The organism is Microvirga brassicacearum (assembly GCF_008757455.1).
In the GTDB taxonomy this organism is placed as follows: domain Bacteria; phylum Pseudomonadota; class Alphaproteobacteria; order Rhizobiales; family Beijerinckiaceae; genus Microvirga; species Microvirga brassicacearum.
Genome location: NZ_VCMV01000021.1, coordinates 1 through 15,343, shown reverse-complemented (window position 1 = coordinate 15,343; position 15,343 = coordinate 1). Strand labels below are relative to the sequence as shown.

Here is a 15,343-nt window from a genome sequence, read left to right as displayed (position 1 = left end):
GACCCGAGCCAAGGACGGCAGCTGTCGCGGCGCGGCGATCACGGCGAAGAACCTTTGTAGAGAACTCGGATCCACGATCATGACGAGCGACACGGACTTTCCCGCCATAAGGCTTGGTTCCTTAAGTCGGTATGTGCAGGACCACCTCGGCGAGGCGCTGCGCGCCGTTTACGGCGACCCGTCGGACCAGCGCGTGCCACGACACCTTGCTCAACTGATCGCCAGAACAAGTCAGATCATTCGCGCCCATCAGGAGCCGGTCAGCCAGGTCTTTATCGACGGCATCATGACCAGCATCCCGTCGCTGCGAGCGTTTGCGATCTCGCTGACACGAAACGCCGATCGGGCGGAAGATCTGGTTCAGGACACGGTCCTGAGAGCGCTCAGCCGCCGAGAAGGGTTCGAAGAAGGCACCAATATGCAGGCGTGGCTCTTCACGATCCTCCGGAACAGTTTTTTCACCTCTCACCGATCGAAAGGCCGCGAGGTGGAGGATGCCGACGGCTACCATGCCGCCACCCTGGTCACCATTCCGGATCAGGACGACAGGCTGGCAATCAAGGATCTCGAATCCGCCCTCGCACAACTTTCATCGGAGCAGCGCGCAGCCATCATGCTGGTGGGTGCGGACGGGCTGACCTACGAGGAGGCGGCCGAGGCTCTCGATTGCGCCGTGGGGACCGTGAAGAGCCGGGTCAACCGGGCGCGCACCCGGCTCGCGGTTCTGATGGGCCTGGTCGAGGACGGAGCGTCTGGGCCGTCGGAGGCAAGCGCGTAGGATCCGCCGTCGACTCAAGTTCCGGCCGCCCAACATAAGAAAACCCGGCTCGGCCTATTGGACGAACCGGGTTTTCAAGAATTCGCGACCGCTCACGGAGAGGCGACCCAGGAGGATCGTGCCCCGGGTCATCCTCGCCGTTACGCCTTGGCTTTCGCCTTCTTGGCGGCAGGGCGGCCCTTGGCCTTTGCGGCAGGGCTGCTCACGCTGTCCGGCGTGGAGGCTTTGGGGGCGGCGGCCTTCTTGCGGATTTGTCCGAGACCGAGGCTCTTTGCGAGATCCGACCGGCGTTTGGCATAGTTTGCCGCGACCATCGGATAATCGGAGTGGAGGCCCCATTTCTCGCGGTACTGCGCGGGGGTCATTCCGAGGATCCCAAGATGACGCTTCAGGGTCTTGTAAGGTTTGCCATCCTCAAGGCTGAAGATGAAGTCGGGGGTCACTGATTTGCGGATGGCGACAGCCGGCTCTTGCTTGGGCGGAGCGGGCTGTGCCGGCGCCGTAAGATTATGAAGGGCCCCGTAGACGGACAGGATGACTTCGGCGAGATCGCCGCGCGCCACAGAATTGTTTGCCACGTAGGCTGAAACAATGTCGGCGGTCAGTTCCGTGAGGTCGGGCATCTGCGGTTCGAGTACGTTCATCGTATTTCCAAGTTCATCTTCGGGCCAAGAATTCTACATCTTCCAATCATCGCATGCGGTCAAGCCGTTGTTCAGCTGTCTTTTCAATTAAAGCCGGAATTAAACCTCGGAGAAACACGCCTGCCGTTCCGGCTTGGCCATCTTCACCTTTTCTTGGGGAAACGAACGAAGGGGCTGCGGGACAAGAAGCAATACCGCTTGCCGGGCATCAACCCAACAAGATCCTCATTGAAATAACAGTCCATGAGAGAAAAAATGACTTCAACGACACTCCCCGTTCTTTCCCAACTGGTGTTCCCACGAGTTGCCGGCTGTGGCTTTCCGGAAGGGAGCGAGGGAGAGGGGGCGGGAGGCCCACCTGCACAGGGCGACCCGCGGGAATTCCATGCTCCCGGGCGCCAGCAACCCGGCCGATTCCGCACGACGGCGCCAAAACCACCATGGTTCGCTTCAGGCGAGGGGTTCGACCAGCTGGCGTCCCCTCGCACATGCCAGCCGCCCGGAACACGCGAGAATGACGCCAATCGGAGTGTTCTACTCTTGACCTGAATGCCAAACACTGCACGGTATAGCGCGTCACGCATAAATAAGGGCTTAGAGACATCAAATGGCTACTGGTACGGTGAAGTGGTATAACGACCAAAAGGGTTACGGATTTATCCAGCCCGACACAGGCGGCAAGGACGTGTTCGTGCACGTCAGCGCTCTGGAACGCGCCGGCATGCGCGGTTTGGTCGAGGGACAGAAGATCTCCTATGAGGTCGAGCAGGACCGCCGGTCCGGCAAAGAATCCGCCACCAATTTGCAATCAGCCTGATTAATCTGCGGGCGCCAGCACCCTGGCGCCTCGCTCTCAAGCCGCCCCTCGGGGCGGCTTGAGATTGCGCGCCTCTGCCCGATCGGCGCTTCCCGCCGCCGGCAGTCCGACGGTCTGCCGGACGCTCTCTGCTGTAATTGCCTGGGGGACCGCAGCACTTCGTGCGCTGAGGATCGTCGCGATCCGGCTCGACGAACGCGGTAGCGGCTCGCGCGCTTGTCACGCGGGGACTCGGCCAAGCCGGAGCGTGAGGCCGCCGAACTCCGTCTACCTCGCCTACCGCCGCCTACGTCCGCCTCATTGGCGCGCGCTGAACGAGCCGTGCTGCGCCTGCGGGTTCAACCGGGCAAATTCCGACCCTGTCATGTGGACAAGCGTCGTGTGATCACCGCCTTCGATATAGAAGTCCGAGTGTTCGTTCAGGCTGTTGTCGATGATCACGTCGAGCCCATAGCATTCACCCACGGGCGGGATTGCGCCACGGACGCAGTCGGTGAAAATCTCTTCCACTTCCGCCTCGCTCGCCAAATGGACCTCCTGCCCGAGTTCCACCCGCAGGTCAGACAGCCTCAGGTGGTGGGATGCGGGCAACACTGCCATCATATAACGATCGCCATCGCTGAGAACGACGCCCTTTGCCAGGCGATCTTCGGGTATATGCCCCGCGTGCGCGGTGCCGAGGGACGACATCGTCGGCTCGTGCGCGACCACGTCATACTGGACGCCTTGGTCGGCTAGAAATCGTTGTAGTCTGGGTGCGATGGCCATGGTGAACCTCCTGGCGCGCCTAAACCTGCGCGGGAAGGACGGCGCTTGACAGGCGGCCGTCGGGACGCGCGGCTGCTGGATCACCGGTGAATGCTACACCCGCCATGAGAAACCGACAATTGTCGGGAGGGGAGCCTGATTTCGGGGCGGCCGGAACGGCGCCACCACTACAAAGACCGAATTTTGTGTCACCGATGAGCCGAATCGGCGCGGCGACGGAACAGAGGACGCGTCGAGCCTGACAGGAGATCGTCATGGCCATCAAGGACTTGCTGAACATCGTCGGTCGAGGCACGGAAGCGAGCGCACCCTATGCCTTTTGGCTCGCGGAGACTTGCGGCGCCACGTTGACCGCATCTGCCCTCGTGATCGAGCCTGACGTGCCACTGCACGTTTCGCTGGAATTGCCCCAAACCTGGCTCGACCGCATCCGGGATGAAGCCTCTCAGGAAGCGGCGAGCGTGCTTCAGGGTGTTGCGGAAACCGCCAAGTTTCGGGGCCTGTCCGTCGAAACGCTGGCTTGGAAGACGTCCACAGGAGACGCGGATCGGGACGCCGGGCGACTGGCGCGGTACTACGACCTCACGATTCTGCGGCAGCCGGACCCTGACGGCGTTGATACATCCTCGACGATCGAATCGGTCCTGTTCGAGTCAGGTCGGCCTGTGCTGATCGTGCCGTATATTGCCGTGCGTCCGCAGCTCAACACGGTTCTCATTGCGTGGGATGCCGGGCCGACAGTTGCGCGCGCGGCCGGAGATGCCTTGCCGCTTCTTGCGCTCGCGGGGACCGTCGAGGTCCTGACAGTGGACAGGAACGAAACTGAATTCAGGCGTCGCTCAAGCGAGAAGCTGGTGCAGCACTTGAAACGTCACGCAATCGGGGCCGAAGCGAAACACATCGCGAGCGACATGGATATCGCCAGTACGCTGCTGTCCTACGCCGCAGATGTGGATGCCGACCTCCTGGTGATGGGAGCCTATGGGCATTCGCGGCTGCGCGAAATCATCCTCGGCGGCACGACCCATAATGTGCTGCATTCCATGACGCTCCCGGTGATGATGGCGCATTAGACTCGGACTCGGCTGGCCGGCATCCCCCGCGCCGGCTATTCCCCTCGGTCGCCGGCTAAATTCACCGTTATCGCGTCAGCCCGAGTTTCAGCGCCTGCTGGCTCGGGATTGCCGAGCGCAACCTCTCGCGGAAACGCATGTTGGCTTCGTTCATGATGCGCTTGTGCCGAACGCCCGAATCGCCATCGTCGACGACCCGAACGACAGCCGCGGACGCATTGAAGAGATCGTCTGCCGCCGCCTCAATTCCCGGATCCCGTTCGACCAGCCACAGGATGCTGAGAATCTGCGCCCGCAGATTTCCGAGACCCGTTTCGCTATCAGGTGTTCGCTCGAGCTGCCCAAGAATCACCTCGATCGCCTCGATGGCTTCGTCCAAGGCTTCGGTCATAAGCGGCATCGCTAACTCTCCTGAGCTGACACATCCTCTTTCTGGCAGACGGTGGTTCGGATGCCTGCGGCACGACCACCTCGACCTCACCTCCACGGTGACCTGATTCACTCTACCGGTGTCGGCGCCCGATGTGAATCCTTGCCGGTGGATAAACGTCCAAGCGGCGGCTTCGTAACTCTGCTACGTCGATGCGAGGAGTTTCTCGACAGCCGCGGCAATCTCCAGCAGCCGGCGGTCCCCGCCGTGTCGCGCCATCAGCATCAGGCCGACAGGCCGCTCCGTGCCGGGGATCGGCAGCGTGATGCTGGTGAGGTCGAACAAGTTGGCCACCATCGGATTGCGCAGGAGAAGCCAATCTGTCCGGTGATAGAGTTCGACATCCTCAAGCAGCGGCGCGATTTCAGGCGCTGTCACCGGGGTTGTCGGCAGCATCAACACATCGATGTGGGCGAGGCGTTCGTTCATCGCGGCGACGAGCTCGTTTCTGCGCCGGATCATCCTGATATAGGTCGGTGCGGGAATGCTGCTGCTTCGAACGATCGATTTTCGCACCAGCGGATCGATATCGTCCGCTCGCGTGTCGATCCAGTCCGCATGAACGGCGGATGCCTCGATCGACGCGATCGATGCGGCAGCGGTCGCCTCGCGCATGTCTTGCAGCAACGGTTCGATCGAGAAATCGACGATCCGCGAGCCGCCCTTGGACAAAGCCGTCATGACCTTCGCGAAAGCACTCGCCACCATCGGCTCGACGCCTTCGAACAATCGTCCGTGGGGGATCCCGATCTGCAGATTCGCGAGCGGGTAGGGGCGAAGGGCGAGCGGCGCATCTCCCGCCATGATCGCGTCGGCGGCAGCGCATTCGGCAACCGAGCGGGCGAGCGGGCCGAGGGAATCGAGAGTGTAGGAAAGCGGAAAAGCGCCCTTGAGCGGCACGCGATGTGCCGTCGGCTTGAAGCCAACCACGCCGTTGAGCGCTGCCGGGATGCGGATCGATCCGCCCGTGTCGCTGCCGATGGAGATGTCGCTGGTTCCTTCTGCGACCGTCACGCCGGCGCCGGAGGAGGAGCCACCGGGGACCCGGCTCGCATCCGTCGCGTTGCCCGGCGTGCCGAAATGCGGGTTGATGCCGAGCCCCGAATACGCAAATTCTACCATGTTGGTTTTGCCGAGAATGACGGCGCCCGCCTCGCGAAGCCGCGTCACGACGGTTGCGTCCTCGGGTGCCGGATCGGCGTCCCGCAATACCATCGAACCAGCCGTCGTCGGCTCGCCCTTGACGTCGAGAAGGTCCTTCAGTGACACGACGGCGCCGTCCAACGGTCCAAGACTGCTGCCGGCCCGCAATCTGGCATCGGCCGCATCCGCGGCGTCTCGTGCTTCTTGTCGATAAAGGCGCACGAAAACGCGCTCGTCGCGGGCGCGCGCATCGAGGCGAGCCAACGTGGTCTCAAGTCTGTCTCGGACGTTGTTCATGATCATCCCGGTTAGATCAGGCGATGGTGAGGGCAAGCAGGACGGCAATTGTGACACCGCGGTGCTCGCTGGTCATCCCACGTCGGCGCATGCTAGTCGAGAACCCCCGAGGGAGACTTCGATGATGCCTTCGTCCAAAGACCCGACCTTGCCTGTCGATGACGACGCGCGCCTTCTCGCGAAGCGTCTGCTACGCACCGCCCGGTCCGGCGCCTTGGCGACGAACGACGGCATCAGCGGAATGCCTTTCGCCAGCCTCGTTGCAGTCGCCACGGAAATGGACGGGACGCCGATCATTCTCACGTCTCAATTGTCGACGCATACGCAATTGCTCGAAGCCGACGCGGCCTGCTCCCTGCTCGTTGCGGCAAGCGGCAAGGGCGATCCGCTGGCGCATCCCCGTCTCACCCTCCTAGCGACGGCACGCAAACTCGACCGCGACGGACCGGAGACTGCGCGCGCACGGCAGCGATATCTGGCGCATCATCCCAAGGCTGAGTTGTACGTCGATTTTCCCGATTTCGCATTCTGGCGGCTGGCAATTGAGGGCGCGAGCCTGAATGCCGGCTTCGGACGCGCCTATCGCATGGCGGCCACCGACGTGCTGACGCCGATGGAAGGTCTCGCTGACCTCGCCGCCATGGAGGCGGATGCCCTCGAGCACATGAACACTGAGCACGCCGATGCGGTGGCTCTCTACGCGACGCGACTCTGCGGCGGCGCCCCCGGGCGCTGGAAGCTGACGGCAATCGATCCGGAAGGCGCGCAACTCATTTCGGGTGACACGGTCCTGCGGCTCAATTTCCCGCGCCCCCTCGCCAGCGGGGAGGAACTGCGCCCGATGCTCGTGAGCTTGGCAAAGCAGGCGAGGCAGGATGCAGATTCGAGCCGCCCAGCCGGATGATCTGAGGAGGACCGCATGGGGATCTAGGCTCACTCACAGGGATCAAATTCAGGCGTCGACACTTCTCTCAGAGATCTTCTCAGATATAGAAATCCGCCTCTGTCAGCTTCAGGTTTTTCTTAAGCTTTGCGAATAAAATGGCCCTCATGCTGCCGGTTCCATCTTCGTCGTAATACAGTCCCCCGGTTTTGGGATTGTAAATAATCCGATCATCAGCGCCGACTGCACTTGGGCCTATATAGAAAATATTTTTGTCTAAAAATTTATCACCTTCGAGCTTCTTGAAAATATCTCGGTCGAGACGAAAGGAATCGTCCTTCACTTTGAAGTCGATGATCTTGTCGACAGCACGTTTCGACAAATTCGTGTCGAATACAAAGACGTCCCGGCCGCGTCCGCCCTTCAACTTGTCGGCTCCACCAAGTCCGTTGATGATGTTGGCGCCCGCATTGCCCTGAATGAAGTTCGCGAAGTTGTTGCCCTTCAGTTGAATGGCTGCTTTTCCTTTTGGATCTGCCGTGCACAAGAGCTCGATTGCGGCTGTGGGGGTGAGGCTGTAGTGCGTAAAGGTATAGACGGAATCGTATCCCTCGCGGGTCGCCTCGGACAGAGTATCGCCCGCGCTATTGACCCAGTAGCGATCATTCCCTAGCCCCCCGGACAATACGTCCGGTCCAGCACCACCGTCGAGAACATCGTTTCCGAAACCGCCTTCAATATAATCCGTACCCAATCCGCCGATCAGTATGTCGTCGCCGTCGCCGCCGAAGATGTTGTCAGACTGCATGCCCCCATCGATGGTGTCGTTCCCGCCGCCCCCATCCAGAATATCAATTCCGTCGTCACCGGTGACCAGATCGTTTTCCGATCCTCCGTTGACGTTGTCCGCGCCTGCGCCGCCGTAAAGGAGGTCGTTGCCGGATCCGCCGTCGACATTGTCGGCGTCGACACCGCCGCTCAAAGCATCGTCGCCGTCGCCTCCAGACAAATTATCCGCTTGCGCGCCTCCGTCGATGGTGTCGCTGCCCCCGCCGCCATCCAGAGCGTCGACGCCCTCATCGCCGGTTATCGCATCATCGCCCGCTCCGCCGTCGATGTTGTCTGCGCCGCTGCCTCCCGACAATGTATCGTTGCCGTCCCGGCCGCTGACGCGATCGCTTCCGTCACCCGCGCTGATGAAATCGGCGAGACGTCCCCCGGCGAGTTGATCGCTGCCGGGGCCGGAGCGAAACTCCATTTGTTCGAACCCGCTCAGGCGCGTGCCATCGAGCATCGCCGTGACGTCATCGACCATGATGTCGAACATGAAAGCGAGCGCCTGGTCGGATCGATCGATGACCAGCCGGTCGGTCCCATCGCCGCCGATCAAACGCTCGGCCGCTCCGCCCCTTGGGCCTTGCCCCAGACCGCTGATCACGAGATCGTCTCCATCGCCGGCGATGATATAATCCGCACCAACGCCTCCATCGAGCGTGTCATTGCCGCCTTCGGAAATGATGACCTGGTCGCCAACTCCGCCAACGGCGACATCGTTGCCGGCTAGAAGATATCTCAGCAAAGCGCCTGGAGCGCCTGCGAGGCGCAGAGCCTCGGCTTGGGGCAATGCCAGAAGAGACGGCAATCCGGTTACGGTGACGGTCGTCATGCCTCCTTGCAAAAGAGAAAAGCCCGTGAGCGTACCGGCGCTCGGCACACCCGGGGCCGAATAGGTAAAGCCGGTTCCCTCAAGCCGCAGGAGGGTGAACCGCTGGTCTCCGACCTCGAAGACCGTAGAGCTTGTCGCCGCGACAGAATCGATCTCGGTCGGAATACTCAGGAACGCGTTGTTAGGGTCCACATTCGCGTTAAACGTGATCGTCGCCATTTGTCGGTCCTCTGATGCTGCTGACAGTGCGGGTGCTGCTGATGCGTCCTGTGGAAGAGCCTTAGCGGCTCTTGATGTTTGCAATTCCCGTCATGCCTGCCTTGATCTCTTCGGTGATACGAAACAGATCGACGCGGTTTGCGATCACGGTCGGCCTGATGATGACCAAAAGTTCGCTCTTGCGGCGATCGTTGACGGCATTGCTGGTGAAAACGGCACCGAGGATCGGAATGTCCTTCAAGCCCGGAATGCCCTCCTTGCCGGCCTGACGGTTCGACGAGATGAGACCGCCAAGAACGATTTCAGCGCCGCTTTGCACGGCGACCGAGCTGTTGATCTTGCGCTGCCGGATCGTCGGCGAGTCGATGGCGGAAGTGGATGTGGGAACCACATCGCTGACCTCCTGCGAAATATCGAGCATGACGAGACCGCTCGCGTTCACGCGCGGCGTGACGGTCAGGATGATGCCCGTATCCTTCAGTTCAATCTCGTTGACGACGGGCGCCTCCGGGTTCGTGACGCTGCGGGCGGACCGCGTCGCAATCGGAACCTGATCGCCGACCTTGAGAGTCGCGGTCTCGTTATCGAGGACGGTGAGGGCTGGGGAGGAGATGACCTCGAGGTTGGTGATCTTCTCGAGAGCGTTGACCACAAGACGCCCTTGCGGGACGTTGAACACGTAGTTGAAGCCCGGCAGGTTCGCGCCGGGGTTCGGGCTTCCGTCATTGAGAGAAACGCCATGGGCCCCCTGCTGAAAATACCAGCGCACGCCGTAGCGTAGGGCATCGTTCAATCCGACCTCGGCGATAGTGGCCTCGATTAGGACCTGCGTCGGCAGGACATCGAGCCGGCGGATCGCCGACTCGATCAGCCCGTAGGTTTCAGGGCGCGCCATGACGACAAGCGAATTGGTTGCGGTATCGGCGCGGACCTGGACGCCCTGCAGGGGGTGGCCCGTCTCCGGGCTCGCGGGCTCGTGAGCCGCGCTGAGTGCTGCCGGCTCGATCTTTGCCGCGCCGTTTGCGCCGAGGGCGCCTGCGTTGCCGGACGGAGCCTCGCCGGCGGGACCGCCTTGTCCGGCCAGCATTCCGCTAAGAATCTTGGCGAGGTCGGCGGCGCGGCGGTTCTGAATCTGAAACACCCTCATCTGCCGACTGTCGTTGCCGGTCTGGTCGAGACGTTCGACCCAATCCTTGGCGCGCTTGAGCGCTGCCGTCGATCTGGTCATCAGCAGGACCGCGTTCATTCTCTGAATCGGGAGCACCCGGAAAGCGCCCTCATTTTCCCCTCCGAACATCTGGGCTGCTTCCGTGGCGACGGTTGCGGCGCTCGCATCCTTGAGCGGGACGAGAGCAAAGAACATACCCAGCATCTGGTCGACATCGAGCGTGTCGAGGAGTTGGGCCATCGGGTCGAGGTCGGCCGGGGACCCGGCCAGAATAAGATAGCGTCCTTCGGTGCTGGCGACGATCTGAGTGCCGGCGGTTGCGAAGGGCTGCAAGGCCGCACGCGCTTGCTCCGCCTTCAGGAATCGAATCGGGACGATGCGAATGTTCTCGCCGACCGGTCCCTGTTCCGAGCCATTGCCGCGACTGGCGACCCGAAAAACACCATCGGCCTTGACCAGGGCTGCTCCGTGAAGCTGGAGAACGTTGCGAACTAAAGACAAAGCCGCCTGTCGCGTCACCGGCTCGGTGGTGCGGAGCGTCACCCGACCGGTCAGGGCAGGGTCGACGATGACGTTTTCCTTCAGCACGTCGTCGAAAACCACGCGCACGAAATCCTGCAGATCCGCGTTTACGAAGTTCACCGTGACTTTCGTACCGTTCTCCGTGATGAGGATCGGCTCGCTTGTTTGGCCGCCGGTTCCGGCCGCCTCGCTGCCGAGATCCGTGTAGCCGGCTCGCCGATTGGGTCCGCTCGCGGGAATCGGCCCGTCGCTCCCCAATTCCGGGCGCCCCGAGGTTAGGTATCGCGCATTCGGCCCCAGGAGACTGTAACGGCCGTCGCCGTCGGGTGACGAAGATTGGGATGCGCACCCCGCCAATGCGATCGTCCCGGCGATGGCAGCAATGCCGATGGCGCCTTTCATTGAAGTACCTCGAGACGATTCTAATCTGCGCCCCGCGTTTCCGGCGGTAGGCTGATTATCTCATCCCCGAGTAGCTTGTGGTTTTCCATCCGGAGTTGCCAGAAGCTTGTGGATAAAAGCAACGATATATCAGTAAAGATACCTAAAGCGGCTGGCCGGTGTCAGTCTAGGATTATCGACCTCGACCGCCCCACAACCACAAAGTGTACTTCCTGTGCCCGCCTTCCGCCTCTTTCCTCCTGTCGTCCTTCTGTTTTGCCTCGCCGGTTCCATAAGTCTCTTCCAGACGGTTCCGCTCCGGGCGCAGACGCCGGCGCAGACCGCGCCTTCCGAGGATGTCGTGATCTCTGACGACGCGGACCCGGCGGAGGCGGCCAGCGGGACCTTGGATACGGAGGGCCGGACGGGTCCGCCGGTGCCGATGAATCCCACGGGTGGGCTTTCCCCCGAGGACACGGCTCCTGAGCCCGCCCATGCCGAATCGGCATCGTCCGGTGGCGAGGCTCCCAGCGTCACGACGTCTGGTGCCGCGAAATCCAGCACCATGACCACCAACGCCAGCACCACCCCGGAGCCGGCCGCCGGGGCGGTGGACGACACATCGGCGCTCCTGCCGGACGCGTCCTATAGCGGCAGCTACACCACTTCGATCCCCATCGCGGTCCCGAGCTTTCGGGGCCTCGAGCCGAAGCTGCGCTTGGTCTACGATTCAGGCCGCGGCCTCAGAGCCGGCGGACCGCTCGCCGGCTTTTTCGGCACCGGATGGTCGTTGGATGGGATCTCGAGCATCGTGCGCGTCTCGAAGGGCCGCGGCACGCCGCGCTTCGACGACACGGACGTCTTCCTGCTCGACGGGGAAGAGATCGTGCCCTGCCCGAAGCCATCGAAGGCTCCGAGCTGCGCGAGTGGGGGCAACCGCATGTCCAAGGTGGAGAGCTATCGACGCTTCGCCTATTCGGGCAGTGCCAAGCGCTGGAGAATCACGGCGCGGGATGGGACCGTCTATATCTATCAGGCTTCGGGGCTCGTGAACCCGACCCTTTCCGGGGACCCCAACCTCAAGGACAAATATCTTTTCGTCCTCACTTCGGCCACGGACCGGCACGGAAACGTGGTCAAGTACAGCTATCACTGTGCGTCCGGCTCCGTCTGCTATCCGACCAGGATCACCTATAACGGCACCGAGATCGTCCTCTACCGGCACAAGCTGTCAACGCCCGCCATGTCGATCGCCAATGGCGGCGGAAGCATCGGGCGGGTTTCCGGCCGCCTGAAGACCATCCTGGTGCGTACCGGCGGCCAGAAGGTGCGGGCCTACAAGCTCGTCCACGACATTTCGGCCCTCACCGGCTCCGCCCGGCTAACGAGCGTGCAGGAATTCGGCAACAACGTTGTCATCGACGCCACCGGCACGGTTACCGACGGCGCGCGGCTGCCAGCGACGACCTTCGCTTATTCGTCCAGCGCCCTCGGCTTCCGGGCTTCCGGCGCGACCATCGCTGCCGGCCACGAACGCCTGGTCCTCGACCTTAACGGCGACCAGCGCAGCGACGTGTTCGGCTACACATGTGCGTCCACGGCTGACAAATGCACCTTCGTCTATTCGACCAACCCGGCCCAAGGCGCCTATGCGTCGGCTTGGCTTGCCAACATCGCCTACGGTCATACCGTGACGGGCGGCGACCGCTGGCTTTCCGGCGACTTCCTCGGCCTGGGCCGGCAGCAGGTGATGCGGATCGTCTCCTGGGCAGACGAGACCTGCAATACGAACACGAATGAATGCACCACGGTCACCGGCACGAAGGCCGTGCTCTACCGCCTCGATACGATCGCCGGGAAAACGCAACTCACCGCCACTGATTGGTTCTCCCTGCCCCATGGCGGTCTCGCAGGCCGCGCCATCGCCGGCGATTTCGAGGGTAGCGGAACCAGCAAGATCTTCTTCGACAGCACGCTCTTATCCACCCCCAGCCCGCGCTACATTGTGGGCGCACTTCCGCTCTGCAATACCCTGCGTAACTACCTCGTCCAGACCGGCGATTTCGACGGCGACGGACGCACTGATCTCATTTGCCATGAGCCTGACTTGGTCTGGGGTACCCATGCGGCGATCCTGTTGTGGGACAAGGCCGGCAAGAGATTCAAGGCGCAGGAGAAGGTGCTCATCGCCGGTGGCCTTGAGCCCGTCGCGGAGCTCGTGGTCGGGGATCTCAACGGCGACGGCAAGAGCGACGTCACCCTTCTGAACAAGGATCACAAGACCGCCCGCGTGATGCTGTCGAACGGCAAGATCCTGATCAAGGGTCCGATGACCGCCCTGTCGAGCGCCGCCCCCGGCGCCCTGGTGGGAGATTTCGACGGGGATGGACGTTCGGACGTCTACGTCCCCTCAGCCCCTAATGCCGCCGGCGGCACGATCCTGCGCTACAAGGGCTCCGCCTTCGTGCGCCGGAGCCTGCCGGATGTCACCAACGTCTCCCCGCTTCCGATCGCGCTACGCGCGGGGGATTTCAACGGCGACGGCAAGACCGATGTCTTCACCAACAAGGTCTGGACTTCCACCGGGGTGCCGCAGGACCTCCTCACTGGCGTCGCCAACATCTGGGGCGGCACCGCCACCATCGCCTACGAGCCCTCCTCGACCACGCCGAACGATCGCATGCCGTTCGTGCTGCAGCGCGTGTCCTCCATCGAACGCGACGACGGTCGCGGCGGCCGCACCAAGACCGGGTTTGCTTATTCGGGAGGGTTTTACAGCCATGGCCAGCGCCGTTTCTACGGCTTCAAGACGGTCACCATGAAGCTGCCGTGCATCACGGGCGAGACCCAGTGCCCGGTGCGCGAATACCAGTTTCTGCAGAACGTGGCTGCGGCCGGCAAGATCGAGAAGCTCACCGTCAGGGCCGGCGCGGGTGCGAGCGCGCCGGTGCTGCGCGTGGTCGACGAGACCTGGACCGTCAACATCGGCAGCGCGCCCTACTGGGCCCACAACACCGCCACCACCACGACGGACATGCTGGTGGATGGATCACGTACCCGCAAGGTCGAGCGCGAGTTCGACAAGGTCCACGGCAACCTGATTCAGCTCAAGGAGCATGGCCGTCTCGACATTTCCGGCGACGAGCGCGTCACCGCCTGGAAGTTCTACCCGAACACGACCGCCTACATCGTGAAACGGCCCGCCAATGAGCGCGTCTATGAGGGCACCGCCGTCGATTCGAATCGCGAAATTGCCCAAACCCTGTTCCATTACGACGGCCAGGGCGGAACCATGCCTCCGGCAAAGGGCGATCTGACCCTGACCCGTCGCTGGCTCAAAGAGGCGGGGACCTATGCGGACCGCGCTGCCACCTATGATCCCTACGGCAATCGGATCACGGTGACGGATGAGATCAACCGCCAGACGGTGACCACGTTCGATCCGACCTACCACCTCTTTCCCACCAATGTGACCACCGCCGGCGTCACGGTTCGATCGGCAGAGTGGGATTTCCGGTGCGGCAAGTCCGCCAGCACCAAGGATCTCACCGGCCAGGCCACCACCTACGGCTACGACGAACATTGCCGCCCTAAATCCGTCGTCAAGCCGGGCGGCGAGACCACCGCCTGGAACTATCACAACATCGGCGACCCGTACCGGCAGCGCATCGAGACCGTCACGCCGCTGGGCGGCGGCACGCTGAGCGCCTCCGTCTACCGGGACGGGCACGGGCGGGTGCGGAGCACGCTTCGCAGCGCGCCCGGCAACGCCATCCAGGTCGATGTGGACTACAATCGGCGCGGGCAGCCGGAAAGCCGCACCTTGCCGTTTTATGCGGGCGGGCCGCGCGAGCTGACGCGCTTTGCCTATGACGGTCTCGACCGGGTCGTGAAGATGACGCGTCCGGACCAGACCATGGTGACGAGCGCCTACAAGGCAAGCCCGGTCGGCTTCGACCTGATCGAGACGCGGGACGAGCTGTCCCGTGTCGCGCGCGCCCACCGGGATGCCTATGGCCGCACGATCCAGGCGGATCGCCCGTATGTCGGCGGCGCCTTCCTGACCACCACCATGACCTATGACGGGCTCGGCCGGATGACTGGCGTTCGCGATCCCCGCGGCAGCGCCTGGTCCTACACCTACGACACCTTGGGGCGGCGCATGCAGGTGAACGATCCCGACCGGGGCCTGTGGCACTACCGCTACAACCTGGCCGGGGAGCTGGTGGAACAGACCGACGCCCGCGGCGAGAAGACCGCCTTTGCCTATGACGATCTTGGCCGCCTCAAGACCAAGACCGTGCGGGCCAACATGCCGCGTCCGGAGGTGACGACGAGCACCTACGGGGCGCCCGGAAGCGGCCCCGACGGGGGACGCCTGATCAGCCTGGCGAACGCGGCGGCGACGATCTCTTATGGCTATGACGGCAATGGTCGCCAGGTGCGGAGCACCTACGAAACCAAGGGCGCCAACGGCACGCAGACGCACCATCTCAGGACCGTGTACGAGCCGGGTGGGCGGGTGAGCGGCCGGGAATGGGACCTGCAGGAGGG

11 protein-coding genes are annotated in these 15,343 nt (G+C 62.8%); 5 read left to right on the top strand and 6 right to left on the bottom strand.

Features of this window, described 5'->3' with window-relative positions; all coding sequences use genetic code 11:
• The first annotated feature begins 79 nt into the window (after positions 1-79).
• Positions 80-778, top strand: coding sequence for a sigma-70 family RNA polymerase sigma factor (locus FEZ63_RS13440; RefSeq protein WP_150945259.1), 699 nt, complete (start codon positions 80-82; stop codon positions 776-778).
• Positions 779-918: 140 nt separating this feature from the next.
• On the opposite strand, the gene FEZ63_RS13435 is transcribed toward FEZ63_RS13440, so the two are convergent.
• Entirely contained in the window at positions 919-1,422 is a 504-nt protein-coding gene (locus FEZ63_RS13435; RefSeq protein WP_150945257.1) for a Ros/MucR family transcriptional regulator, read from the bottom strand.
• A gap of 607 nt (positions 1,423-2,029) precedes the next feature.
• Here FEZ63_RS13435 and FEZ63_RS13430 point away from each other — a divergent pair.
• Entirely contained in the window at positions 2,030-2,239 is a 210-nt protein-coding gene (locus FEZ63_RS13430; protein ID WP_150945255.1) for a cold-shock protein, read from the top strand.
• A gap of 297 nt (positions 2,240-2,536) precedes the next feature.
• Here FEZ63_RS13430 and FEZ63_RS13425 read toward each other — a convergent pair whose 3' ends face one another.
• Complete coding sequence (locus FEZ63_RS13425) at positions 2,537-3,007, bottom strand: aminoacyl-tRNA deacylase (RefSeq protein ID WP_150945254.1); 471 nt, start codon at positions 3,005-3,007, stop codon at positions 2,537-2,539.
• A 254-nt stretch (positions 3,008-3,261) separates the two neighbouring features.
• Between FEZ63_RS13425 and FEZ63_RS13420 the strand changes: the two genes are divergently transcribed.
• The gene (locus FEZ63_RS13420) at positions 3,262-4,080 is read left to right on the top strand and encodes a universal stress protein (RefSeq protein ID WP_150945252.1); all 819 of its coding nucleotides are present in this window, start codon (positions 3,262-3,264) and stop codon (positions 4,078-4,080) included.
• 67 nt (positions 4,081-4,147) lie between these two features.
• Here the strand turns inward: FEZ63_RS13420 and FEZ63_RS13415 are convergent, their stop codons facing one another.
• Together FEZ63_RS13415 and FEZ63_RS13410 are read right to left on the bottom strand one after the other, a co-directional pair.
• Positions 4,148-4,480: a hypothetical protein gene (locus FEZ63_RS13415; protein WP_150945249.1), complete on the bottom strand. Its 333-nt coding sequence runs from the start codon at positions 4,478-4,480 to the stop codon at positions 4,148-4,150.
• A gap of 174 nt (positions 4,481-4,654) precedes the next feature.
• Positions 4,655-5,950, bottom strand: a complete 1,296-nt coding sequence (locus tag FEZ63_RS13410; RefSeq protein ID WP_150945248.1) for an amidase — start codon at positions 5,948-5,950, stop codon at positions 4,655-4,657.
• A gap of 121 nt (positions 5,951-6,071) precedes the next feature.
• Between FEZ63_RS13410 and FEZ63_RS13405 the strand changes: the two genes are divergently transcribed.
• Entirely contained in the window at positions 6,072-6,854 is a 783-nt protein-coding gene (locus FEZ63_RS13405; protein ID WP_150945246.1) for a HugZ family pyridoxamine 5'-phosphate oxidase, read from the top strand.
• A gap of 79 nt (positions 6,855-6,933) precedes the next feature.
• On the opposite strand, the gene FEZ63_RS13400 is transcribed toward FEZ63_RS13405, so the two are convergent.
• Together FEZ63_RS13400 and gspD are read right to left on the bottom strand one after the other, a co-directional pair.
• Positions 6,934-8,718 carry a calcium-binding protein gene (locus FEZ63_RS13400; protein ID WP_150945244.1) on the bottom strand — a complete coding sequence of 595 codons (1,785 nt, stop codon included), beginning with the start codon at positions 8,716-8,718 and terminating at the stop codon, positions 6,934-6,936.
• 61 nt (positions 8,719-8,779) lie between these two features.
• Positions 8,780-10,810 (bottom strand): type II secretion system secretin GspD, encoded by a 2,031-nt coding sequence (gene gspD / locus FEZ63_RS13395; RefSeq protein ID WP_150945241.1) that lies wholly within the window; start codon positions 10,808-10,810, stop codon positions 8,780-8,782.
• Between the two features lie 340 nt (positions 10,811-11,150).
• Here gspD and FEZ63_RS13390 point away from each other — a divergent pair.
• Positions 11,151-15,343, top strand: a 4,193-nt coding sequence (locus FEZ63_RS13390) for an FG-GAP-like repeat-containing protein (RefSeq protein ID WP_150945239.1), incomplete at its 3' end; no start/stop codon positions are given.